This is a genomic window from Streptomyces sp. NPDC101227, assembly GCF_044767545.1.
Lineage (GTDB): Bacteria > Actinomycetota > Actinomycetes > Streptomycetales > Streptomycetaceae > Streptomyces.
The window spans coordinates 190,370-214,678 of sequence record NZ_JBIWOD010000002.1 but is presented as its reverse complement, the minus strand read 5'-3'; the positions used below and the strand labels follow the sequence as shown (position 1 = coordinate 214,678).

Sequence of the window (24,309 nt, the reverse complement as noted above, 5' to 3'; positions counted from 1 at the left end):
GTCCGGGGGCGGACGGCCGGGTGCCCCGGAACCCGGCGAAAGCCTGGCGGTTCCGGGGCAGCCGGACCGGCATGTCGGCAAGGAGGGGACGCCGACCTGCCGTTGGGTCTCAGAGACCGGCGACGAGGCCCGTCACGCCAGCGGTGTTGACACCGGCGGTCTGCTCGACCAGACCGGTGGCGGTGTTCACCAGGCCCGAAACCGGGGCGACCGAGTCGGCGGTGTTGGTGACGGTGCCGACCAGGCCACCGACGAGGCCACCGGCCACGTTGTCCAGCTCGCTGTCAGCGATTTCCTGGGTCTGAATCTCGCGCATGATGATTCCTTTCGGATGCATATATCAAATAGCTGCGGCCGAGCCGTCCTGCAGGGCGGTACGGCCGCGGCGGCGGTTGTCGGGTCTCGAAACCGAGAACCCTTGTGCGACTTCCGCGGTGCGAAGGATCAAAGCATGCAGGCGCGTTGGTCTGCTAATCCGACGAGCGCGGATCCGGACTCCAAGCCTCCATCGAATTACCTGACGTGGACACATGTTCATGACTTGGTAGCAGCTTCTTCACATGTCCCGCCGCTTCGATCTTGGCGACTTGGCGCCCCCTTTACCCCGAACTGGACATTCCCGCCGGAAAGCGCTGATGCGCAGGTCAGGACGTAGATGACCGACGAGACGGCGTGTGCCGCCTGCGCATTCGATGTGCAGATTTTCTGAAGGCGGCCAATTTTCGCCGCGCCCGACCACGGCCCATCAGAGGAACCGCCACGGTTGCCTCCGGCATCTACCGAGAGGTGTTGCGCGGGCATTGCCAGAACATGCACCACCCCGCTTTTCCGGGTGATATTGCCCGTAATGCAGACCGTAATTGACGCGCCATCACGACAGAAACGGATCGGCCATCCAGAGATCGGACATAGCCACATAATGACGCTACGCGGGATGCGAGCGGAATGAGCGATTTCCCGTCCGCGCCCCGCTTCGGCGCGGAATGGCCCCGCGCGATGGCTCCCCGTATACCGGGTGATGGCGGCATATACCGGCCGAAGGCGTTTCCCGGCCGCCCCTTCACGAGCCGCCGGTGGCAGCCGTTCCCCCGGTGCGGCACCGTAGAAGGGGGACTGTGCGGCACGCCGGGAAGGAGCCGCAGGTGGAGCCGGTCGAGGCGCTGGAGCGGATCGCCTTCCTGCTGGAGCGGCAAGGGGCGGTGACCTACCGCGTACAGGCGTTCCGCAAGGCGTCGGCGGTGATCGGCGGGCTGTCCCCCGACGAGGTGCGCAAGCGCGCGGCGAACGGTTCGCTGGCCCGGCTCAAGGGGCTGGGCCCCAAGACGGTCCACGTGGTCGAAGAGGCGCTGTCGGGCGAGGTGCCCGGATATCTGGCGCGGCTGACGGAGGAAGCGGGCGGGCCGCTGGTCGAGGGGGAGCAAGGGCAGCGGCTGCGGCGGGCGCTGCGCGGCGACTGCCATCTGCACTCGGACTGGTCCGACGGCGGCAGCCCCGTCGAGGCGATGGCCGCGACCGCCCGCGACCTCGGGCACAACTGGTGCGTGCTGACCGACCACTCCCCCCGTCTCACGGTCGCCCGCGGACTGAGCCCGGAGCGGCTCCGCGCGCAGCTGTCGCTGGTGGCGGAGGTGAACGAACGGCTGGCGCCGTTCCGGCTGCTGACCGGGATCGAGTGCGACATCCTCGACAACGGCGAGCTGGACCAGGAGCCGGAGCTGCTGGCGGAACTCGATGTGGTGGTGGCCTCGGTCCACTCCAAACTACGGATGGAGTCCGCGCCGATGACCCGTCGGCTCCTGGCCGCGGTCGCCAACCCGCTGGTCGACGTGCTGGGCCACTGCACCGGCCGGCAGATCACCGGCAAGCTGCGGCCGGAGTCGCAGTTCGACGCCGCCGAGGTGTTCGCGGCCTGCGCGGCACACCGTACGGCCGTGGAGATCAACTGCCGCCCCGACCGTTTCGATCCCCCGCGCCGGCTGCTCCGTCAGGCGCTGGACGCCGGGACGCTGTTCGCCATCGACACCGATGCGCATGCGCCGGGGCAGCTGGACTGGCAGATATATGGGTGCGCCCGCGCGGAGGAGTGCGGGGTGCCGGCGGAGCGGGTCATCACCACCTGGACGGAGCGGCAGCTGACCACCTGGACGGAGACGGGGCGGACGCCGCGGCGTTAGAACTGCCCGAGGGCCGGCGTACAGCCGCCGCGGGGAACGTCGGTGCGGCCTCCGCTCCGCAACGCCGTGTGGCGTACCTATCATTCGCCGATCGACCGGACAACCTCTCCTTTTCATGGCGTGGCTGGTTATGATCGGCATCCCTCATGCCCCACCGCGGCCGGACCGGCGTCCGCCCGTCCCCCTCCCCAGGCACACGCGCACCCGGCCGCCGGTTCTCCTACTGCTCTCCCCGCCCTCGAGGACTGATGTCTCCCATAGAACCCGAAGGCCCACCGCAGGCATCGCGCATGCGCCGGCGGCGCACCGTGCGCCTGCGGACCCTGCTTATTTGGCTGGCGATCGTCCCCACCGTCGCCATGGGTACCCAAGTCGCCGTGACCGTCAACCGCTTGCTCGAGCAGTCGCAGCACCTGCGCGACGACGTGGCGGACGGCGAGCGGGTCGGCGCATCCGTACACGGTCTGATGGCCGCGATGCAGGCGGAACGGACGATGACGGCCGCGCGGTGGGCGGATTCTCCGGTGTCCGTCATCGATCTGCGCAACCGGCGTGCGGCCACGGACCGGGCGGCGGCGGAGTTCCGCCGGGCGGTCGCCGCCGCTCCTTCGGAAACCGGGGAGGAGGGCCGTCTCCTCCGGGAGTTGACGAACGGTCTCGACGACCTGGACGCCTACCGCGAGCGGGCGGACGCCCGAAGCGGCGACGCCGACACCACGATCGGCTACTACACGTCCGCCATCACCCAAATGATCGGCCTCTACCAGGAGGAGTTCAACCGCATCGAGGACACCGAGCTCGCTCAGGAGAGCCGGCCGGTCGTCGCGATGTTCTCGGCGTCGGAGATGCTGGCGCGCGAGGACACGGTGCTCTCGTTGGCCGGGCCGTCCAGAAAGCTGACCGCCGCCCGGTTCGCCGTGTTCGTCGACGCCGTCGGCGCCCACCGGTACCTGTACGGCACCTGGATCGCGCCGTATCTGCCGGCCAAGGACAAGGAGCTGTACCGGCGGATCGCCGGCTCGCAGGCATGGGCGAGCAAGACCCGTATCGAGAACGCGGTGGTCTCCGGCCACCAGGACATCGTCTCCGGCGTGCGGCTGCCGCGCGACGTCGGCGACTGGCGGTCCGCCCAGCGGAGGTTCGCGGCACAGCTGGACACGCTCAACCTCCAGCGGTCGCGAGAGGTGATCGCGGACGCCAACGCCAAGGCGTCCGGCCTCGAGGCGGACGTCGCCTGGCTGATCGCGGGAAGCGGCGGTGCGCTGCTGGCCGTCGCGGCCATCGTCGTCCTCATCACCCGCTCGGCGCTTCGGCGCCTGCACCGTCTGCACGAGCGCACGGTCACCATCGCCGAGAAGACACTGCCGGACGTCGTGGACCGGCTGCAGCGCGGACAGACCGTCGACGACGGGGCGCTGCCCAGGAACACCGGGGACCAGGACGAGGTCGGACGTATCCGCGACGCGTTCGCCCGGGTCGTCGCCGTATCCGTCGAGGGTCACCGGCAGCTCGCGGAGGAGCGTCAGGGCTTCGGGATGTTCGCCGCGGGCATCGCCTCACGTACCGGAAACCTGGTCAGCCGTCAGCTGAGCCTCACCGAAGACCTTCAGGACACCTTCGGTCACGACGAGGCGCTGCTGGCCCAGCTGATGCGCTCCGACCAGCTGACGGTGGGCATGCGCCGGCAGATCGAGAACCTGCTCATCCTGTCGGGCGGCGAGATCCCCGACCCGCACACCGAACCCATGCGCCTCGCCGACCTGCTGCGCGAGGCCGCCGCGGAGGTCGAGGACTTCCGCCGGATCGAACGGCAGGCGCTGGACGAGCTCAGCGTGGAGCCGCGGGTGATCAGCCAGATCAGCCATCTGCTGGCGGAGCTGCTGGACAACGCCACCCGGTTCTCCCCGCCGAGGTCGAAGGTCGTCATCCGGGCCGAGTCGGTGGCTGACGGGCTGTCGGTCGAGATCGAGGACCGCGGTCCCCGGGTGGCGCCCGCGCGCTACGAGGAGATGAACGGGCGGCTGCACTCGGCCCCGCCGTACGCCGTCCTGGCGAAGAACGCGCACCGGCTGGGTCTCTTCGTGGTCGGCCACCTCGCCGACCAGCTCGGGATCAGGGTCACGCTGCGCCGCTCGGTGTACGGCGGGACGTCGGCCGTGGTCATCGTTCCCCAGGAGCTGCTCGTACCGACCGAGGGGGAACCGGCGCACGCGCCGGCGCCATCCGCCCCCGCGCCCTCCGCCGTCGCACCGTCCGCCCCCGCACGCCCCGTCCCCGCTCCGCGCCGCCCCGAGGAAGGCAAGCCCGAGCTGGTGCTGCATGTGGGGTCCGGGCTGCCCACCCGTCGGACGCAGCCGCAGGAGGGCGCGCTGCCGGTACGGCCGGTGGGCGCGGGGAGCGGCGACGCGCGTCCGGCCCTGCCCGAGCGCGTCCCGCAGACGCATATCGCCGAGCAACTGCGCGAGCCGAGCGCACCGCAAGCAGCCGTCAACCAGGACACGGCGACGCCCGAAGAGGTGGCCGACGCCTGGGCGGACTACGAGGACGGGACCCAGAAAGTGGAAGAAGAGCTCCGACAGGATCAGCCATGACGACAACAGCGAACGACATGATCTACAGCATCCTGGACAACAACCTGAGCAGGATCGCCGGCATCCAGGGAGCCGTGCTCCTGTCCAACGACGGCATCAAGCTCAGCGCCTACCTGCTGGAGCGGCCCCAGGCGGAGCGCATAGCCGCGGCGTCCTCCGGAATCGCGGCCACGATGAAGGCGATATCCAGGGAGGTCGACGGCGGCCGGGTGATCCGTCAGCTGGTCGAGATGGACGACCGGTACCTGTGCATCGTCGGGTGCGGCGAGGGCAGCACCCTCATCGTCGCGACCTCCCGCAAGGCACGCCTCGGGGAGCTGGGCGGCGAGGCGGTGCGCACCGCGCAGGCGCTCGGTGAGTGGCTGGGCACGCCCGAACGCACCCAGGCGCCCACCTCGTAATGGGGGACGATCCGCAGCACGGAGGCCGCCGCCGGACGCGGCTGTACGCCCTGACCGATGGCCGTACCGCCGCTCCGCACACCGTCCTGACCATGGACACCACCATCACGGCGGCGGTCCCCGCGGATGCCCGGGGCGGGCTGCCCACCGAGTGGCAGACCATCCTCGCCATGTGCCCGGCGCCGGACGGGCGAGCGGTCGCCGAGATCGCCGCCCGCATGGGCATGCGTCTGACGCCGATGTCGGTCCTTCTCGGCGAACTCGCGGACCGCGGGCTGATCGACCACCGGCCGCCCCTGGCGGCAGCCGAGACCACCAACGTCCACCTGCTCATGAAAATCAGGGACAGCCTTGCCCGGATATGACTCCCCCGCCCAGGAGGCGGCCCCCGTCAAGATCCTCATCGCCGGGGGATTCGGCGTCGGCAAGACGACGCTGGTCGAGACGGTCTCCGAGATCGAACCGCTGCGTACCGAGGAGCGGCTGACGGCCGCGGGTATCGGCGTCGACGACCTCGACGGCATCGAGTCCAAGACGGTGACCACCGTCGCGATGGACTTCGGCCGGATCACCCTCACCGACGCCGGGATCGTCCTCTACCTGTTCGGTACGCCGGGACAGGAGCGCTTCTGGTTCATGTGGGACGACCTGCTGAACGGGGCTCTCGGGGCGATCGTGCTGGTCGACACCCGCCGCCTGGACCGCAGCTTCCCGGCCGTCGACTTCTTCGAGAGCCGGGGGCTTCCGTTCGTGGTCGGCGCGAACTGCTTCCACGGCGAGCAGCCCTACACCGCCGAGGAGATCCGGGCCGCGCTGCATCTGCGGGACCCCTCGACCCCCGTCCTCATGCTCGACGCCCGCTCCCGTGACGACGTACGCGACACCCTGCTCTCGCTTCTCGACCTGCTCATCGCCAACGCGGGGACGGCGTTGCCCGTGTGACGCGGCCTCGGCACCGGCTCCGGACCGGCTCCTAGGGTCTGTCCGATGGGTCAGACCCTAAGCCGCTGCGCCGGTCCGGGGCGCCGGCGTCAGGCGGGCCGTCACGACGTACGCGACCACCACCGCCACGATCACCAGGGGCATGACGGTGAGCCCGGAGCGGCCCAGCAGCAGGGTCGCCAGCAGTACGGCGGTCATCGGGAGCCGGAACATCGCGACCGTCATCGCACCGATGCCCATGGCGAAGCCTGCGGTGTCCGTCAGGCCGGGGAGATGGGCCAGGGCGATGCCGCCCGCCGCGCCGATGAACATCGCGGGGAAGATCGGACCGCCCCGGAAGCAGCTCAGCGACGCGCAGTACGCCAGGCCCTTGCCGACGACGAGGAGCACCAGTGCCGCCGCCGAATAGCCGGTGGTGGCGCCGAAGAGGGAGCCCAGCGCCGACTGCCCGGAATACAGCAGCTCGGAGGCCGGTTTTCCGGTGGCCTCGGCGAAGCCGATCGCCAGGGCGCCCACCACGAGGGCCAGCGCCACCGTGGCCGGGAGCCGGTGACGGGCGACGCGGTCCTTGAGGAAGCGCGAGAGCCGGTGCACGCCGAACCCGGTGAGGGCGCAGAGCACGCCGATGGCGAGCGCCCAGCCGAATTCCGGGAGGGCCGGGTCGGCGGCCTTGGGGACGTGCTGGACGGTGAGCGAGTACGTACCGAGTCCGGTCCAGTCCCCGAGGCCCGTGAAGATGAGCGCGCCGATCCCGGCCGCGAGCAGTCCGGGCACCAGCATCACTCCCAGCAGCGGGCCGCCCAGCCCCGAGGCCTCCATCAGCAAGAATGCCCCCAGCAGCGGGGAGCCGAGCAGCGCGCTGACCGCGGCGAAGCTGCCGGCGGCGCCCACCACGGCGACGGCCTGGTCCGTCAGATCCCGGTGCAGCAGGCGTACGGCGGCGACGGCCAGCCCGCCGCCGAGCGCGATGAGCGGCGCCTCGGGGCCGAGCACCGCGCCGCAGCCGAGGGTGGCCAGCGCGGCCAGCGCGATGCCCGGGAGCGCGGAGAGGGCGGGAGCGCCGCCGAGCGCGAAGCCGTCGGCCGGTTCATGGCCGCCGTTGCCCGGGAGGTGGCGGATGATCAGCGCGACCAGCACGCCGCCGACCGCGAGCATCGGCAGCGGCCACCACACCGGGGTGCCGGCGAAGCCCAGCGCCTGCGGCAGGTCCTGGTAGACCAGCGGTTGCAGTTCGTGGGCCAGCGCGAGAAAGCCGAACGCCACGGCGCAGACCGGTACGCCGAGCAGCCCGGCCTGCACCAGGAGCTTGAGATAGCCGCTGCTGCGCAGCAGCGCGAACGGGTCCTGCGGCGCCGTGGCCGGTGCTCCGCCGACCGGTCCGGTCCGGCCGACCGACATCGCCTCGCCTCCTCGGAGCCGGTACTGCGTCCGGCGCCACCCTGGCCACCGCGGTGCCGAGCCTGCCACGCGGGCTGCGGGACGGTGCGGAGACGCGGCCGGGCAACGGTGTGCTCGGGCCCGTCCGCGCTCAGCCCTGCGGTTCCGCCGCCTCCTGGAGGGCCGCCAGCACCGGGCGCAGCAGCGGATGTTCCTCGGCCCCGCGGCGTACGGCGGCGAACACCCGCCGGGTGGGCGCCACGCCGTCGACCGGCCGGACCACCACCCCCGCCAGGTCCCCGTCGCCCAGCGCGGAGCGCGGGACGAGCGCCACCCCCGCGGCGGCCGACGCCAGCGCGACCACCGCGCGAAAGTCGTCGGAGGAATGCTCCAGCCGCGGCTCGAATCCGGCGTACTCGCAGGCCAGGACGACCACGTCATGGCAGGGGTTGCCGGGGTAGGGGCCGATCCACGGGTCCTGGGCGAGGTCGGCGACCGAGACGCGCGCCGCGTCGGCGAGGCGATGGCCGACCGGGAGGACCGCGTCGAACGGCTCGGCGTACAGGGGGACGCGGGTCAGCCGCGGGTCGTCCGCGCGCGGCGCGCCCCGGTACTCGACGGCGACGGCCACATCGACCTGCCGGTCGAGGACCATCACCAGGCTGGCGTCGCCCTCGGCGTCCCGGACGCGGACCCGGATGCCGGGCGAGGAGGCGGCGAGCTCGGTGATCGCGGGCGCCACGACCAAGGAGATGCCGGTGGCGAAGGCCGCGACGGTCACCACGCCGGCCTCGCCGGAGCCGTATGCGGCGAGTTCCGATTCGGCGCGCTCGAGCTGGGCCAGTACGGCGTTGGCGTGGAGGAGCAGGATCTCGCCCGCGGCGGTCAGCGTGACGCCGCGGGCGCTGCGTTCCACCAGGCGGTGGCCGGTCTCCGCCTCCAGGGCGGCCAGCTGCTGGGAGACCGCGGAGGGGGTGAGATAGAGCGCGGCGGCCGCGGCGGTGACCGTACGGTGGTCGGCCACCGCGCGCAGGATGTGCAGCCGCCGTGCTTCGATCATGTTTCCAGTTTCGCAGGACGCGGTCGCGGCGGCGGGGTCACTCCCCCGGAGCGGAGCTCGCTTCGGCCGTCATCACGGCCTTCGCCGCCACGAAGGCGTCCACCGCGCGGTGGACGTCGGCGGTCGAGTGCGCGGCCGACAGCTGTACCCGGATCCGCGCCTGGCCCTGCGGGACGACCGGGTAGGAGAAGCCGATGACGTACACGCCGCGCTCCAGCAGCAGCTCCGCCATCCGGGCCGCCTCGGCCGCGTCGCCGATCATGACGGGGGCGATGGCGTGCTCGCCGGGGAGGATGTCGAAGCCCTCCTCGGTCATCCGGGAGCGGAACAGCGCGGTGTTGGCGGCCAGCCGTTCGCGCAGTTCGCCGGCCGATTCCAGCAGGTCGAGCACCTTCAGCGAGGCGGCGGCGATCACCGGGGCGAGCGAGTTGGAGAAGAGGTAGGGGCGCGAGCGCTGACGCAGCAGGGCGACGATCTCGGCGCGGGCGGCGACATAGCCGCCGGAGGCGCCGCCGAGGGCCTTGCCGAGGGTGCCGGTGATGATGTCGACGCGGTCCATGACGCCGTGGAGTTCGGGGGTGCCACGGCCGCCGGGACCGACGAAGCCGACGGCGTGCGAGTCGTCGACCATGACCATGGCGCCGTAGCGGTCGGCCAGGTCGCAGATCTCGCCCAGCGGCGCGAGGTAGCCGTCCATGGAGAACACGCCGTCGGTGACGATCAGCGTGCGGCCGGCGCCTCCTTCGGCGGCCTCCTTCAACTGCCTTTCCAGGTCCGCCATATCGCGGTTGGCGTAGCGCAGGCGGCGGGCCTTGGAGAGCCGGATGCCGTCGATGATGGAGGCGTGGTTGAGGGCGTCGGAGATGACCGCGTCGTCCGGTCCGAGGAGGGTCTCGAAGACGCCGCCGTTGGCGTCGAAGCAGGAGGAGTAGAGGATGGTGTCCTCCTGGCCGAGGAAGCCGGAGATCCGCCGCTCCAGTTCCTTGTGCACCTCCTGCGTGCCGCAGATGAAGCGGACCGAGGCCATGCCGTAGCCCCAGCGGTCGAGGGCTTCGTGGGCGGCGGCGATGACCTCGGGGTGGTCGGCGAGGCCGAGGTAGTTGTTGGCGCAGAAGTTGAGGACCTCGCCGGGGCGGCCTCCGGCGGTGACGCCGACGGCGGCGGACTGCGGGGTGCCGATCACCCGCTCGGGCTTGTGCAGTCCGGCGGCGCGGATCTCGTCGAGGGTGCCGCGGAGTTCGTCGCGTACGGAGTCATACATGAGGGTGCTCCTTGGGGTGCAGTGGGCGAGTGAGCCAAAGGGGCGCGCCGGTGTCGAGAGGACTTGGGGGTACCTCCCTGCTCGAACGCAGTTGAGAGCTTGGGGGAGCGCGGAGGCCCGACGAAGGGGGGTTGAGCACGGTCGGTCTCTCGACACCGGCTTTTGTGCCCCGGAGGCGAACCGAGCCAAAAAATCAGGCAGTCCAGTCGAGGATGACCTTGCCGCCGCGGCCGCCGGCGGCGTCGTCGAAGGCGGCGTCGAATTCCTGGTACGGGTAGCGGCCGGTGATCACGGGCGCGAGGTCGAGGCCGCCTTCGAGGAGGACGGACATCGCGTACCAGGTCTCGAACATCTCCCGGCCGTAGATGCCCTTGATCGTGATCATGGAGGTGACGATCCGGGACCAGTCGACGGGGAACTCCTGGGACGGCAGGCCCAGGATGGCGATCCGCCCGCCGTGCGTCATGTTGTCGATCATGTCGCGCAGCGCCTCCGGCCGGCCGGACATCTCCAGGCCGATGTCGAAGCCCTCGCGCAGGCCCAGCTCGCGCTGGCCGTCGGCGATCGTGGTCTCGGCGACATTGAGCGCGAGGCTCGCGCCGACCTTCCTCGCCAGCTCCAGGCGCGGCCCGCTGACGTCCGTGATCACGACATTGCGGGCGCCCGCGTGCCGGGCGACGGCGGCGGCCATGATGCCGATCGGCCCGGCGCCGGTGATCAGTACGTCCTCGCCGACCAGCGGAAACGATAGAGCGGTGTGCACGGCGTTGCCGAACGGGTCGAAGACCGCGGCGATATCGAGGTCGACCGGGATCCGGTGCACCCACACGTTGCCCGCGGGCAGCGCCACATACTCGGCGAACGCGCCGTCCCGGCCGACGCCGAGGCCGACCGTGGCGCGGCACAGATGGCGGCGGCCGGCCAGACAGTTGCGGCACTTGCCGCAGACGAGATGCCCCTCGCCGCTGACCAGATCGCCGGGCTTGATGTCGGCCACATCGCGCCCGGTCTCCACGACCTCGCCGACGAATTCATGGCCGACGGTCAGCGGCGCGCTGATGGACTGCTGAGCCCAGCCGTCCCAGGACCGGATGTGCAGATCGGTGCCGCAGATGCCGGTGCGCAGCACCTTGATCAGTACGTCCCCCGCGCCGACGGCCGGCTCCGGCACGTCCGTGAGCCACAATCCGGGCTCCGCCTTCTCCTTGACCAGTGCCTTCACCGCAACGGCTCCCGTACGCGCAGATGACCTGCCGGGGGCACATTTCGGCCGCCCGATCTCCGTCAGGAAATCTTCCCTACGACGGCCGCCTGGTCCATCGAGGTTTTCTTAAGCGCGGCCACAGCTGCCCTTTACGCCCCGCGGGGACCGGCCTTCGCGGGCGCCGGGCGGGGGCCGGTCGTGCCCACGGGCACGGTTGCAACGAACCCGGGGGAGAAGACCCAGCAGGGCACGCGAGAGAGCCTCACCCCCGACTGCGCAGGGGGTGAGGCTCTGCCGTGGTACCAAATCGCCCGCGTCGCGCCTAGCCGGCGGTTTCCTGCTTACGGCGGCGCGTCCACCAGGTGAGTGCTGCACCAGCGGCGGCGAGTGCCGCGGCGATGCCTGCGATCAGGCCGACGGGGGTGTGGGATCCGGTGTCCGCGAGGTCGCCGTCCGGGTTCTTGCCGGCCGGCGGCCTACCGTGGTCTCCGCCGCCCGGGGTGGACGGGTCAGGTGCCGGAGTGGTCGGCTGCTCGGTGGGGTCGTCCGTGGGGGGCTGCGTCGGGGTGGGCCCATCCCCATCCCCGCCGCCCTTGTTGACGGAGTTGCCTCCCAGCAGGAGCTTCTTGTCGTTGTCGAGGTCGTTCGTCATCGCCTGCACGCCGGTCTTGGTCGACTTGGGCAGGTTGGGATGCTGAACGTTGAAGCGGGCGCGGGTGATGTTTCGCTTGGGCGCCTTGGAAAAGTCGACCCCACCCATGGACAGAATCCACACCTTGCCGCCGTAGGTCCGCTTGAACTTGTAGTCGCCGTTCTTGAAGGAGTGGACGTACTTGTCGAAGACGGTCTTCTTGTCCCAACCCTTGTTCACTCCGCGCAGCGGCCACCGCTTCACATCATTGCTGTTGATGATCTTGCGGTAGTCGCTGGGCTTGGCGGCGTCCTGGCGGCGGATGTACTCCGCCGCGACACGGGAGGTATAGACGCGGCGCAGGTCGGCGTAGGAGGCGTCCTCGTTCACCCGGCGTTCCAGTTCGGGCAGGATCATCGTCTTGATGAGCCGTTCGGCCTGCTTGGTCTGCGTCTCACTTATCTTGCAGGTATTGGGCGGAACGTCAGGGCCGGTGGGGACCTCCATGTTGACCTTCAGCGGGGCGTCAAGGATGTAGATCCCGCCGTCCTGCTCACGCACCTGCGCGGTCTTGGGGGTGATCCACTGCCGGATGATCGGCAGGCACGGCTGGCCTTCGGCCGTACGTGGCACCGTGCGCCAGAAGGTCTCCCCTCGTTGGTACTTGTCGGGGTTCATGGCATCGGCGTAGTCGTGCTTGAGGGTCAGGTCCGATTCCAGCAGCACGCGGCCGGCGTCGGTCTTGGCGAACTCCTTGTCCATGACCACGTCGGGGCGGACCGGGTTCAGGTTGACCCAGAACTTGTCCGGCGTCAGTGCGAGCCAGGTGAAGAAGGCGTCCGAGATGAGGTTGGCCTTCGCCTCACCGCCGTATCCGGGGTTCTTGACCGGGTCGGCGGCCTTGTCGGCGGAGAAGGCGTAGTCCAGGCCCTTGCCCTTGACCGGGGTGCCGACGTAGCGAAGGTCGAGGGTGGAGAAGTCGATGCCGCCCGGAGTGCGAACGCCGGAGCCGTTCATGTTGCGGCGCATCGCGGCTTCCTGCTGGCGGCGTGCGGTCTCCGGAGTCGGCGCGGAGCGCTGGACCACTTTCGAGCCCGGGTTGTTGTTGGGCTGCGGCGTGGCGTTGAAGAAGGTCGACTTCTGGGAGTAGATGGAGCGGCGCCACTGCTCCTTGGGGGTGGTGCGGTGCTCGATGGTGGAGACACGGCGGGAAGTGTCGGTGCCGCCGACGTCCTTGTTGAGCTTGCTCAGCGCGCGGCGGGTGGCGTCTTCCTGCTCGCCGCCCAAGACGTAGCGCAGGCTGTGTCCCTTGTAGTCCTTGTGGTTGAGGATCTTCTGATCTTTGGGGACCTGTTTGGCTGCGTGCTCGCCGCCGGCCTTGAACTCCAGGAATTGCTTGGTGTCCTTGTTATAGGCGTCGTAGATGCGGCGGATCTTCCGCTTGCCGGTGGGGTCGTCAGGGTCGGGGATCTCCACGGTGACCTGGCACAGCCACTCGGGTCCGACGAGGTTGTAGTCCTTGGCAACCTTGCGTTCGAAGGCGTCTCCACGGGTGCGGCGTTCAGCCATGTCGACGTAGTCGTTGACCAGCCAGTCCCGGAACTCGGTGTTGGATCCCGCGGGGCGGTTTCCCAAGTACCGCTTGTAGGAAGCGAAGACCTTCTTCGGGTCGCCCTCCTCGTACTTCTTCGGATCGTTCCCGACGCCCTTGAGATAGTCGTCGGGGTCCTTGGGCAGGTTCAGGCCGTCCATCGCACGCCGGTCATTTTCGAACGGCATGACGTCCTGCTCGACGTCCGGACGAACCCAGTCATGGGGGAGATCTCCGGGCTTACGGCCTCCGGGCTTGGACGGCAGGCCGTACTTCTTGTCGCACCGCTTGCCGCCCTTGATGTCGGCGTGAGCTTCGCCGACCAGCGGCAGGCCGGGCAGGCCGGTGAAAGTCACCGCGCCCGCGCAGGCCAGCGCGACGGTCAGTCGGGCCCATAAGCGTCCCCGGCGGAGGGATGCGGGTATCGAACGATTCACTGAGATTCCCTCATAGGGGCCCAGAGGGTCAGACCGATCTCTGCGCGGGTGACGCCAGGGGCCCCCGTGGTCGTTGGCGCCACCCAACGCCACACCCTAGGCGTCCAACTCCCTTGTGCCGCAGTAAAGTTACGGCGTGTCGCAGGCCAACTCGCCTGCTGTGTCGATTCGTTGTCTGCTCGTCGCCGTGTACGCCTAGGCTCAAGGCCATGGAATACGAGGTAGAAGGCGGCCGGTTCCTCGACCACGGAGAGGAGGTCCGCCTGTGGTACCAGCAGGTTCAGGCATGCCGCGAGTACTGCACCTTCCCCGAAGAAGGCCCCGAAGGCTTCACCGTCGCATCTCTGGCCGCCGGCGAGACGCAGCTCCTCCAGGGCCTGCGGGGCCGGGAACGCGACTACCCGCGCTATCTGGGCGGCGCGAACGAGGACGTGATCTGGCTCGGCGAAGTACTGCTGTCGATCACCGGCGGCCAGTGGAACTGGCACCAGGGCAAGGAAGGCCGCGGTGAGCCGGTCATCGTCCCCGATCCGGCACTGCGGATCGCGGGAATCTCCCCCCGCGCCCTGATCAACCACGCCGTGCGTACCGCAAGCGGGCAGATGTTCCAGGAAGTCTCCGCGAGGCTGGGTGAGGCCGTCGCCCAGTACCGGGGCCTTCATCCTTCCTGGGAGCCCCGTCTGATCCCTCTACCGGACTGGGCGGACAACCCGCGCTTGCACACCTGGCTCGCCGACCGCAGGGAAGGATTCCCGTCGTGGGCGCAGTCCACCGGCGAGGCGGCATCGTGGGACTTCTCCGCCGCGTCACTGGACCGTCTTCAGGAGATTTTCCTGAACTTGTTCCGCACGCGCGGAGAGGTGGACGAGCAGAAAGGTGATCCGTTCCTGGAAGGCTGCGTGTGGTACTTGGGCGAGGTGCAGTGCAGGAACGACAGCTGGGCGTGGAACATGAGTCCACACCCGCTCGCGGAGGGCGGCGACGACCCGTACGTCACAGAGCCGGACCAGGACGAGGAGGACGAAGAGGAATATGAAGGCGGCCCCCGCGTCCTTGCGCCTCTCGCCGCCCTGCGCACCCTGATCACCAGCGCGCCGGGAACCTCACTCCGCGACCTCCTCTAGGAAGAGTCGTCAAGGTGTCACGCCCACATCCGGAGCGACCCCTGGGCGACAACTGACCCCCAGGACAGCGGCCGTCTCATAGCGGGTGGCGGTGCCTCTCCGTTACTTGAGTCGATTGAAGCACCGTTCCACGGGGTTGCGCCGCTGGTCGATCTGCTTGCCGAAGGCCACTCGTCCGACCGCCCGTCCGACCCTGCCCGCGTTGACACGCTCCACTCTGCACAGCGCTTCCCATGAGGGGGCTACCCCCACCCCCAAGTGGTGGCTCGCCGGATGGGCAGCGGCGGCTGCCTGAGGCGATGGTGTCGTCACGGACTTTCCGTTCGACGGGCGGCGACGGGCACGGGGCATGCGGTGCCGGGGATCGCCCGCCGTGTCGGACGTTCCGGAGGGTCATGTGAAGGATCACGGAGGGGGAAAAGTGAAGCGTCCCATGGAGCATGGTCTCGCGCGCCGCACGCTGCTCGTCGGTGCGGCGGCAGCCGGTGCGGGGATGGTGTGGGGAGTTGCGGGGAAGGCCGCCGCCGACGGGCGGGGCGGGCCGGTGGCGCAAGGGGCGGTGGATGCCGAGGTGGCGCGCCTGGAGCGCGGGCTGATCGCGCTGCGGCGGGACATCCACCGGCACCCCGAGACACCGGGGCAGGAGCGGCGCACCGCCGCGCTGGTGGCGAGGGAGCTGCGGGCGGCCGGGCTGAGCGTCACCACCGGGGTGGGCGGGCACGGCGTCGTCGGGGTTCTGCGGGGCTCGCGTCCAGGCCGGACCGTCGCCTATCGGGCGGACATGGATGCGGTGCCGCCCAAGGACATCGTCGGTGGCGGCGCGGCGCCGGCCCATGTCTGCGGGCACGACCTCCACACCACGGTGGCCCTCGGCGTCGCACGGGTCCTGGCGCGGCTGCGGCGGCAGCTGAGCGGAACCGTGGTGTTCCTCTTCCAGCCCGCCGAGGAGGCCCTGGCCGGGGCCCGCGCGCTGATCGACGCGGGCGTGCTGGAGCGCACCGGCGTCGAGGAGATCCATGCGCTGCACTGCGGGCCGTTCCCGGTGGGGCAGTTCGCCGTGACTCCGGGCTACGGGCTGCCGGGCCAGGACCGCGCGGAGGTGACCCTCTCGGGTCCGGACGCGCCCGATTCCGCGCGGCGACTGGCCGCCGAGATCGGCGCGCTCGCCACGGTGGCTCCCCCGCAGACGCCCGCGGACCTGGAGCGGATGGTCGCCGATGTCCAGACGCCGGGCGGGCCGCTGGCCCGGTTCGTGGCCGTCCGGGCCAGGGCGCAGGAGGCCACGGTGAGCGTGTCCTACCGCTGCTGGCCGCAGGAGCGGTACGTGGAGGTGCGCGAGGACGTCCGCCGGCTGGCCACGTCGTACGCGGGCGCCGGGGTGAGCTTCCCCGCCGAGCCGTTCCCCGCCATGGTCTGCCCGGAACGCGATGCCCGCACGCTCGCCCGCCATCTGCGCCGCGCCCTCGGCCGGAACGCGGTCACCGAGCTCCACGCCGCCTTCCCCTTCAACGGCGAGGACTTCGCCCTCTATTTGGACCGCGTCCCCGGCACCTACACCTTCCTCGGCGTACGTGCTCCGGGCGCCCCCATCACCAGCAGCTACCCGCACTACCCCGACTTCGCCCCGGACGAGCGCGCCATCGGCATGGGCGTACGGGCGATGGGGGGCTGGATCGCGGCGCGCACCCACGCTTCGGGCCCGCCCATGGCGTCGCGGGAGCGGCCCGCTTTCTGAGCGCGGCGGCGCGTACGGCGGCGGTCCGCAACTGCGGGGCGAGGCGGGGCGAGACGGCAGGCCTGTGGCTGTCTGCCGCCCGGCGGCTGCCGGGTACCGACTGCCGGTTGTCGGTACCCAGTTGCCGGCTGCCGCTAGCCGGCTGCCGATCCGCGGTCACGGTCCGGGCGGTGCCCTGCCGCCTGAACCGTGAGCCGCCCTGAGCACCGGACCACGACCGTCGCCGTCGATGGCCACGCCCGCAGCGGACCGCCGAGACGGCGCAGCGGCCCTCGATGCCTTCGCCCGGCGCCTCAGCGCCCGGCCCACGCCTCGGCGAACATCTCATGCAGGGGGCGGGGCGGCAGCAGCCGGATGAGCGGGCCCTCCATTTCGCGCTTCTCGGTGACGGCGGCCAGGTGGGTGTCGAGCTTGGCGGTCTCCAGCGGCAGATGGGGCGCCTTGAGATCGGTCCAGCCGCCGGGGAGGAATGCGGTACGGCCCGCACGGGAGCGCTTTTCGGTCAGCACGGCGCCGGTGGCGGTGAGTTCGGCCGCCGCGGCGCGGTGGCGGGCGGGGGTCCAGCCGTTCCAGCGGCGTATGTTGCGGTCCGTGGGGCGGGCCAGCGTGAGCAGCTGGAGGTAGAGCGCTGCGGCGTCCCGGCCGACGCCCAGCGCCGCGGCGGCCTCATCGACCAGTTCCGGCACGCTCAGCTGCGGATTCGCCTCGTAACCGCCGGGCGGTACGGGGGTGTCGGCGGCCCGGGCGGCGAGCGCCGTGATGCCGTCGCGCAGCACCCGTATCCGTTCGATCTCGGTGACCAGCTCGGTCATGCCCAGGTCCGTGCAGAGCCGCGTCATCGCTTCGTGCTTCCCGCGTCGGCCGAAACCCGCGGGGCGCAGGAACACCGCACTCCAGCCGCCGGCCGACTCGACGAGGAGCAGGCCCTGGTCGTAGTACAGCGGCGGGCGTGCCCGGTCGCTGATGGGTGGCTCGACGGCCGCCACCGGATACAGCTCCGGGCCGAACAGGGCGGCCATCTGCTCCTGGTCGAGCGGAAAGCGGTGGCGCCGCAGCCGGATGAGCAAGTCCGGAGCGTCGAGGCGCTCGGCCAGGCGCGCGCGAAGGGCCGCCACCCCGGCGGTGGCGGGATCGCCGACGGGGCGTTCGGTCAGCGCCCAGGACAGGGCGGACGCGATGTCGCGGTACGGGGTGTCGTAGCTCGGCCGGTCGCCCGGTGAGCCGTCGGCCGTCACCGGGTGGACATGGAGCGAGCCGTATTTGTTGGCGACGATGACCCGCCGCAGGTCCTCGGTCAGCAGGCCGCCGCCCCGGGGATCGCCGAGCGCCGCCGCGGTGAGCTCGCCGAGGCCCAGCTCCTTCTCCAGCTCTTCGGTCAACTCCTCGTCCACCGGTGTCCGTTGGCCGAGGATCGCGGTCCATTCCGCCGCCATCCGTTCGGCGGCCGCCACCAGGCCGGGGGCCGTCCACAGCTCCCCGGGGTCGCCGGGCAGCCCCGCCGCCAGCACGCGCATCCGGCCCGCCGTGCCGAGGCGGTGGGCCAGCGACTCGGCTTCGCTCGCGACCGTCGGCGTGGCCTGGAACGGCTTGGCCCGCAGCATCCGTCCCGTTTCGCCGAAGCCCGGCTTCGTGCGGAGTCCGGCGAGGGCGTGCACGGCCACGGCCCGGCGCACCCCGCTGCGGGCGACGAACGCCGCGATGGCGTCCGGGCCGAGGCGCAACGGGCCGTGCTCGGCGAGCAGTTCCAGCAGACGCGTGAACCGGGTCGCATCGTCTCGGGTGATCGTGACCGTACGGACCTCGATGGCGCCCTCGGGCGCGGGGGCCGACTCGGGCTGGACGAAGCGGTAGGTGCCGGTGGGCTTGAGGGCCTCGGTGGGCTCCGGGGCGACGCCCTGGCTGCCGTCGCCCATCCCGGTGGCCACCGCCCGGCCGTTCTCGCACAGCGGGGCCAGCGCCTCGCCCGAGGCGCGGCCGAGCCGCCAGGTGCCGGGCTCGGCGAACGGGGAAGCGGCCCAGGTGGCCAGCAGGGCGCCCAGCGCGGCCCGGTCCTCCTCCGTCGTGGTCTCGGTGACGCACCGCCAGGCGGCGGCCTCGATTCCGCCGCCGAGCAGCACCGCCCAGTCGCGCGGCCGGGCCGGCGGGCTGATCCGCCGGGCGGCGTCGTCGATCCGGCCGCGCAGGAACTCGCCGTCGGCGGCGATCGCGCTGACGGTGGCGGGCTGAGCGGCGGTCCTGGGGGCGTTGTAGGCGACCGACACCTCTACGAGCCCGCGCAGGGCTGCGACCAGCGCGGTGTCGGTGGTTTCGCCGGCGGGGCGGACCTGAGCGCCGGAGACGATCAGCGCCGCCCGTGCGGAGATGGCGCGGCGCCGGTCCACGATGCGCGCGGCGGTGCGTACGGCACGTACGACGCCGTCCAGGACGCCGGGGTCCGTCAAGCCGGGCAGCACCTCGGCGGCCTCGGTACGGACCGCCGCGTCGCCGCCGTCGGCGCGGGCCGCCGCCAGCAGGGCCTTGGCAGCCGCCTCGTCGGTCGTCCGCAGCGCCTTGGACGACCCGGCATCCCTCGGGGTGAGGAAGTGCCAGAAGGCGGGCGGGGGGAAGAGGGGCGCGCCCTCGTCGGCGGCACGTCGCGCGGCCGACCGCCTGCCGTGCGGGAAGCCGTCCGCCTGCCACAGCAGGGAGTTGTCGTCGGCGGCGTAGCAGCGGATCGGGCCGTGGTCGGTCAGGACGGCATCGGCGCCGCCTTCCGGCAGCCGGATGATGCCCCAGGGGTCTTCCCCGGGATGGGTGACGCGGAATTCGGCGCGTCGTCCGTCGTTGCCCTCCAGCAGATAGCGCACCGGGGCATGGCTGGCGTCGTGGCCCCAGTGCATGACCCGGCAGCCGGAGAGGCCGTCCGCCTGGCCCAGCGGGGAATCGGGGGCGCCGGGCGGCAGCGGGGCGAGGGTCAGCATGTCGTGGGTACGGGACAGGCCCTTGGGCAGGTCGGCGGCGAGGAAGGGCGGCAGGGTGGTGCGGTCGGTGCGCTCCCCCGTCGTCGGGTCGGTCTCCCGCCAGATGCCGTCCTGGCTGCCGTACTTGCTGCCGAACAGTCGGGAACTCCACAGCCGGGAACCGTCGCCGAGCTGTTGCTCGTAGGAGGCGATCCCTTCGCGGCCGCCGGGTCGCAGCACCCGGACGCCGTCATAGCGGCCGCCGCCGTCGGGGCTGGCGAACTGATAGCCGAGCGCGCCGTCCGTGCTGCCTCCGTAGGGGACCAGGCCGAGCACGTCCTCGGGTACGAACGTGTCCTCGGGGCGGTCGGCCCAGAACGCGTGCTCCGCGAGCCGGCTGTGTCGGCCGGCGCCGCTCCAGCCGACCAGGAAGCTGCCGCCGACGAAGAACACCGAGGGGGCCGCGGCATCTTCGGGGAGCGCGAAGGTGCAGGAGCCGCGTTCGCCGGTGTGGTCCACGGCGAGGGCCCGGTCCCGGGTGAAGACGGTCAGCACCGGCCAGGTGCAGGTGACTCCGGCGACCTCCGCGCGGCCGCCCAGGCGCCGTACGGCCTCCTCCAGCGCGGGCCAGGCCAGCTCTTCCGGAAGACCCGCGCGCAGCGTGCGCAGCAGGGGGCCGACGCCGTCGAGGGCCTCCAGCGCGGTGTCGATGCCGTCGAGCGCGGCGATCTTCGGCGGGTCGAGGAGGGTGTCCAGCTTGGCCACGGCCTCTTCCGCCGCGGCCAGTCCGCCGTCCGCGACGGCATCCAGCAGTCCGGTCGCCCGCTCGTGCAGGGCGGCGTCGGCCCCGTCGCCGAGCGGCAGCCGTGGGGCGCCGGCGCGCGGACCGCGGGGTGCGTACGCCGTGCCGGCCAGGCGCACCCCGAGCACCGGGTCGGCGGCCAGGGCCCGGTAGTCGCGCCGGGACTTCTCGCCCAGGAACGCCAGCTTCACCCGCGGTCCGGGGTCCGTCACCGCGATGGCGTTCGCCAGGCACAGGTCGACGAGATCGGCGTCGAAGAGGGTGTGCCGGAAACGTGAGGCATGCAGGCTGACCGGGGTGTTCTCAGCCCTGATCCGCGGTGCGAGCCGCGGCACCAGGGCGTAGAGCTCGTCGGGCATCGGCTGCTGCCGGACGCCGGAGTTGGAGCCTCGGTAGGAGTAGTGGAACGTGAACCGGCCGAGCCACTCGCTCAGCCCGCCGGCCGGGAGGATCCGGCCCTGCGCCATGGCGTCGTCGACTCCGGTGGCCGCCAGCAGCCGCAGCCACGCCCCGCCGTCGGTGACCGAGGTCGGGAACAGCTCCGCCAGCGCCTGGCGCACCGGCGCCGGGGGCGGCACCTGGGCGAAGACCGGTGCCAGGCCCTCCAGGAGGCCGTCGGGCAGCGGCCGGCCCTTCGACGCCACGACGATGTCACCGAGCGCCTGTGCGCTCTGCTCGATACCGAGCCCCGCCGCCTTGGCCGACGCCTGCACCCTGCGGTGCAGATCCTTGGCGGGCGTGCCGCCGCCGGCGGCGAAGGCGAGCAGGAACCGTATGAACTCCTGGTGGGCGGCGGCCGCTTCGAGCGTGCCGTGCAGCCGCCGCTGGTGTACCGCGGTTTCCTTGGCGGGCAGCGCGCCGAGGCGGGCGTAGAGCAGGACGTTCGCGCGGTGGTACGCCTCGTCGACCGGCAGGCCGTGCTGCTCCTCCGCCTGGCGGGCCAGCCCGTAGGCGGTGCCGGCGTGGCGGGGCATCCAGGGGCCCATGCGGTGGCCGACGGTGTCCCAGAACCATGGCAGGTGCGCCGCCGGGAGCTTGGCGGCACGGTACTTCAACTCGTCGAGAAACCGGCCCGGTTTGTTCAGCGCACGCCCCAGCCCGTCCGTCACCGTCGCGATGAGGCCGTGTGCGTCGTCCTCCGCGTCGGGAGCGTGCAGACGCGCCCACTCCAGGTAGACGGTCGAATTCTTCGGATCGGCGGGCGGCATCACGGGCAGTGCAGACATGTAGCGAATCTTGGCATGCGGCACTGACAACCGGCCGGTGAGCGGGCAGTGGCCGGGAGTGTAGGGGGCCCGGAGCCGGACCCGGCGGAATTCATCGCACCTTGAGTGGCGGTGAGACCGCGATGGACCGGCTGCGTAGGACTGGGTGGCAACAGTGCACCCCAGCTGGAGGTCAGTGAATGAGTCCCCGACAAGTCAGCCATCGGCCGGCGGGCCGTCGACAGAACGGCCGTGGGCAGGCGGGCCATCGCCATGTGAACAAGCGGACCGGTGCCATCGCGGGAGCCTCCGTGGCCGCCATCGCGGCGGCGGCGATCCTGCTCCCCAACGCCCATGCCAGTACGGACCGGCCGCCCGCCCTGAAGACCCTCTCCGCGCCGTCGGCCGCCCGGCTCGCGGCGTCCCTGAAGGCAGACCTCGGGGACAAGTCGGCGGGCTGGTATCTGGACGGTAAGACCGGTCATCTGGTGATGAATGTGCTGGCGCAGGAGGATGCCGAGCGCGTCACGTCCCAGGGCGCGGTCGCCAAGGTCGTGGACCACAGCATGGCCGCGCTGAAGGCGGGCACGCAGACGTTGCGCTCCACGGCGTCGGTCCCGGGCACGGCCTGGTCGATCGATCCGAAGACGAACAGAATCGTGGTCCTCGCCGACCGGACGGTGACCGGCCAGAAGATGGCCACCCTGGCCAAGGCCACCGGGGCCATGGGCGGCATGGTGACCGTCAAGCGGTCGGCCGGAGAGTTCAAGCGGTACGACGGCGGGGGCATGGGGGAAGGGCAGCAGGGCGCCGGCGGGATGGGCGGTGACGCCGGGTCGGGCGGGGACGGCGGTGCCGGAGCGGATGGCGGTGCCGGGGCCGACGGCGGCGCCGGGGCCGACGGCGGCGCGGCGGACGGCGGCGCGGCGGCAGCCGGTGGCGCCGGAACGGACGGTGGCGCCGGCGCAGTTGGCGGCGCGGGCGAGGCGGCCGGTGGTGCCGGAGACGACGGGGGCGCGGGCGGCGCGGCCGGTGGCGCGGGAGACGGCGGCGCGGCCGCCGCACCGGTGGGCGGCAGCGCCATCTTCGGCGGCAACGCCCGCTGCTCCCTGGGCTTCAACGTCACCGTGCAGGGCGCCCCGGCCTTTCTCACCGCGGGCCACTGCGGCAACGACTCCAAGACCTGGTCCGCCGATCAGGGCGGCCAGTCGCTGGGGACCGTGAAGGACTCCCAGTTCCCCAAGACCGACTTCGCGCTGGTCACCTACGACGATCCGGGCGCCCAGCCGCAGAGCGCGGTCGACCTCGGCAACGGCAAGACCCAGCCGATCACCAAGGCCGCGGAGGCCGCCGTGGGGATGAAGGTGCAGCGCTCGGGCAGCACCACCGGGGTCCACGACGGGACCGTCACCGGCCTTGACGCCACCGTGAACTACGGCAACGGCGACATCGTCAACGGCCTCATACAGACGGACGTGTGCGCGGAGCCGGGCGACAGCGGCGGCTCGATGTTCTCGGGTGACGCGGCCGTCGGGCTGACCTCGGGCGGCAGCGGTGACTGCACCCAGGGCGGCGAGACCTTCTTCCAGCCGGTCACCGCCGCGCTCCAGGCCACGGGCGCCGAGATCGGGGCCGGTGGGGGCACCGGTGGAAACGCCGGTGGCGATGCCGGTGGAGACGCCGGTGGAGATGCCGGTGCCGCGGGCGGAGGTGATGCCGTGAACTGACCTCACGCCGATCCCGGGTCGAGGGCCCCGCACCGCAGCACGCGCGGTGCGGGGCCCTTCCCGTGGTGCCTCAGTGCGCGATGCCGTCGATCAGCTCGCGCGCGCCCTGCCGCAGCAGGGCGACGGCCACGGACGTGCCGAGCGTCTCGGGATTGAGCGGCCCGGCCCACTCGTGGGCGTTGAGGACGGTCTTGCCGTCCGGGGTGAACACACAGGCGCGCAAGGCGAGTTCGCCGCGCCGGTCGGTCGTCGCATAGCCCGCGATCGGGCTGTTGCAGTGGCCCTGGAGCACGTGCAGCAGCATCCGCTCGGCGGTGGTCTCGCGGAAGGCCGCGGGGTCGCCGAGGCCGCTGACGGCGTCGATGGTGACGGTGTCGTCCTCGCGGCACTGGAGGGCCAGCACACCCGCGCCGATCGGCGGGCACATCTCGTCCACGGAGAGGATCTGGGTGATCACATCCGTACGGCCGATGCGCTCGAGCCCGGAGACCGCCAGCAGCAGCGCATCCGCCTCGCCCGCGGCCAGCTTCTCCATCCGGCGGTTGGCGTTGCCGCGCATCGGAACGCACGTCAGCTGCGGGTGGGAGGCGGCGAGCTGGGCGATGCGCCGTACGGAGGAGGTGCCGATCCGGGTCCCGGCGGGGAGTTCGTCGAGGGTGAGCCCGCCGGGATGGATCAGCGCGTCGCGGACGTCGTCGCGCTTGAGGAACGCCGCGAAGACCGTACCGGCGGGCAGCGGCCGGTCACCGGGAATGTCCTTGACGCAGTGCACCGCGAGGTCCGCCTCGCCCGCGAGCAGGGCGGCGTCGACCTCCTTGGTGAACGCGCCCTTCCCCTCGACCTGGGAGAGGGCGCCCATCCACCGGTCGCCGGTGGTCTTGACCGGGATGACCTCGGTGGCGATGCCGGGGTGCAGCGCGCGCAGTTCGGCGCGGACGCGCTCCACCTGGGCCAGGGCCATGGGCGAGTCACGGGAGACGATACGGATCAGCTCTGGGGCGGACATGCGGCCACGATAGACCGTCCGACGGGGGGATCTTCGGTGGGCCGGCACCCGTGGCGCAGAGCCTTCCGGCGTCCGGTGGTGAGGTGTCAGAATGTCCGCCCT

The 24,309-nt window shown here is 71.6% G+C and carries 16 protein-coding genes; 8 read left to right on the top strand and 8 right to left on the bottom strand.

Features of this window, described 5'->3' with window-relative positions; all coding sequences use genetic code 11:
- Positions 1 to 109 precede the first annotated feature (109 nt).
- Complete coding sequence (locus ACIRPT_RS04785) at positions 110 to 316, bottom strand: type A2 lanthipeptide (protein WP_403507566.1); 207 nt, start codon at positions 314 to 316, stop codon at positions 110 to 112.
- A gap of 826 nt (positions 317 to 1,142) precedes the next feature.
- Here ACIRPT_RS04785 and ACIRPT_RS04780 point away from each other — a divergent pair.
- From ACIRPT_RS04780 to ACIRPT_RS04760, 5 genes are all read left to right on the top strand, one after another.
- Positions 1,143 to 2,174 carry a PHP domain-containing protein gene (locus ACIRPT_RS04780; RefSeq protein ID WP_403822236.1) on the top strand — a complete coding sequence of 344 codons (1,032 nt, stop codon included), beginning with the start codon at positions 1,143 to 1,145 and terminating at the stop codon, positions 2,172 to 2,174.
- Between the two features lie 377 nt (positions 2,175 to 2,551).
- The gene (locus ACIRPT_RS04775; protein WP_403822234.1) at positions 2,552 to 4,765 is read left to right on the top strand and encodes a nitrate- and nitrite sensing domain-containing protein; all 2,214 of its coding nucleotides are present in this window, start codon (positions 2,552 to 2,554) and stop codon (positions 4,763 to 4,765) included.
- Positions 4,762 to 5,166 carry a roadblock/LC7 domain-containing protein gene (locus ACIRPT_RS04770; protein WP_403822232.1) on the top strand — a complete coding sequence of 135 codons (405 nt, stop codon included), beginning with the start codon at positions 4,762 to 4,764 and terminating at the stop codon, positions 5,164 to 5,166. Before ACIRPT_RS04775 ends, ACIRPT_RS04770 begins: the two co-directional genes overlap by 4 nt.
- Positions 5,166 to 5,531, top strand: coding sequence for a DUF742 domain-containing protein (locus tag ACIRPT_RS04765; RefSeq protein ID WP_403822230.1), 366 nt, complete (start codon positions 5,166 to 5,168; stop codon positions 5,529 to 5,531). Before ACIRPT_RS04770 ends, ACIRPT_RS04765 begins: the two co-directional genes overlap by 1 nt.
- Entirely contained in the window at positions 5,518 to 6,108 is a 591-nt protein-coding gene (locus tag ACIRPT_RS04760; RefSeq protein WP_403822228.1) for a GTP-binding protein, read from the top strand. Before ACIRPT_RS04765 ends, ACIRPT_RS04760 begins: the two co-directional genes overlap by 14 nt.
- 57 nt (positions 6,109 to 6,165) lie before the next feature.
- Here ACIRPT_RS04760 and ACIRPT_RS04755 read toward each other — a convergent pair whose 3' ends face one another.
- From ACIRPT_RS04755 to ACIRPT_RS04735, 5 genes are all read right to left on the bottom strand, one after another.
- Positions 6,166 to 7,506, bottom strand: coding sequence for a chloride channel protein (locus tag ACIRPT_RS04755; RefSeq protein ID WP_403822226.1), 1,341 nt, complete (start codon positions 7,504 to 7,506; stop codon positions 6,166 to 6,168).
- Between the two features lie 130 nt (positions 7,507 to 7,636).
- Positions 7,637 to 8,545, bottom strand: coding sequence for a LysR family transcriptional regulator (locus ACIRPT_RS04750; protein ID WP_403822224.1), 909 nt, complete (start codon positions 8,543 to 8,545; stop codon positions 7,637 to 7,639).
- Between the two features lie 37 nt (positions 8,546 to 8,582).
- Entirely contained in the window at positions 8,583 to 9,806 is a 1,224-nt protein-coding gene (locus ACIRPT_RS04745; RefSeq protein WP_403822222.1) for a glycine C-acetyltransferase, read from the bottom strand.
- Between the two features lie 193 nt (positions 9,807 to 9,999).
- The gene (tdh, locus tag ACIRPT_RS04740) at positions 10,000 to 11,028 is read right to left on the bottom strand and encodes an L-threonine 3-dehydrogenase (protein WP_403822220.1); all 1,029 of its coding nucleotides are present in this window, start codon (positions 11,026 to 11,028) and stop codon (positions 10,000 to 10,002) included.
- A 304-nt stretch (positions 11,029 to 11,332) separates the two neighbouring features.
- Positions 11,333 to 13,669, bottom strand: a complete 2,337-nt coding sequence (locus ACIRPT_RS04735) for a hypothetical protein (RefSeq protein ID WP_403822218.1) — start codon at positions 13,667 to 13,669, stop codon at positions 11,333 to 11,335.
- Positions 13,670 to 13,878: 209 nt separating this feature from the next.
- Here ACIRPT_RS04735 and ACIRPT_RS04730 point away from each other — a divergent pair, with 209 nt between their 5' ends.
- Positions 13,879 to 14,793: a hypothetical protein gene (locus ACIRPT_RS04730; RefSeq protein WP_403822215.1), complete on the top strand. Its 915-nt coding sequence runs from the start codon at positions 13,879 to 13,881 to the stop codon at positions 14,791 to 14,793.
- Positions 14,794 to 15,226: 433 nt separating this feature from the next.
- Positions 15,227 to 16,528 (top strand): M20 family metallopeptidase, encoded by a 1,302-nt coding sequence (locus ACIRPT_RS04725; protein ID WP_403822212.1) that lies wholly within the window; start codon positions 15,227 to 15,229, stop codon positions 16,526 to 16,528.
- A gap of 293 nt (positions 16,529 to 16,821) precedes the next feature.
- On the opposite strand, the gene ACIRPT_RS04720 is transcribed toward ACIRPT_RS04725, so the two are convergent.
- On the bottom strand, positions 16,822 to 21,495 hold the full coding sequence (locus ACIRPT_RS04720) for a hypothetical protein (RefSeq protein WP_403822209.1): 4,674 nt from the start codon (positions 21,493 to 21,495) through the stop codon (positions 16,822 to 16,824).
- Positions 21,496 to 21,749: 254 nt separating this feature from the next.
- Between ACIRPT_RS04720 and ACIRPT_RS04715 the strand changes: the two genes are divergently transcribed.
- Positions 21,750 to 23,201: a S1 family peptidase gene (locus ACIRPT_RS04715; RefSeq protein ID WP_403822207.1), complete on the top strand. Its 1,452-nt coding sequence runs from the start codon at positions 21,750 to 21,752 to the stop codon at positions 23,199 to 23,201.
- A 70-nt stretch (positions 23,202 to 23,271) separates the two neighbouring features.
- On the opposite strand, the gene hemC is transcribed toward ACIRPT_RS04715, so the two are convergent.
- Positions 23,272 to 24,207, bottom strand: a complete 936-nt coding sequence (gene hemC, locus ACIRPT_RS04710) for a hydroxymethylbilane synthase (protein ID WP_403822204.1) — start codon at positions 24,205 to 24,207, stop codon at positions 23,272 to 23,274.
- Positions 24,208 to 24,309 lie beyond the last annotated feature (102 nt).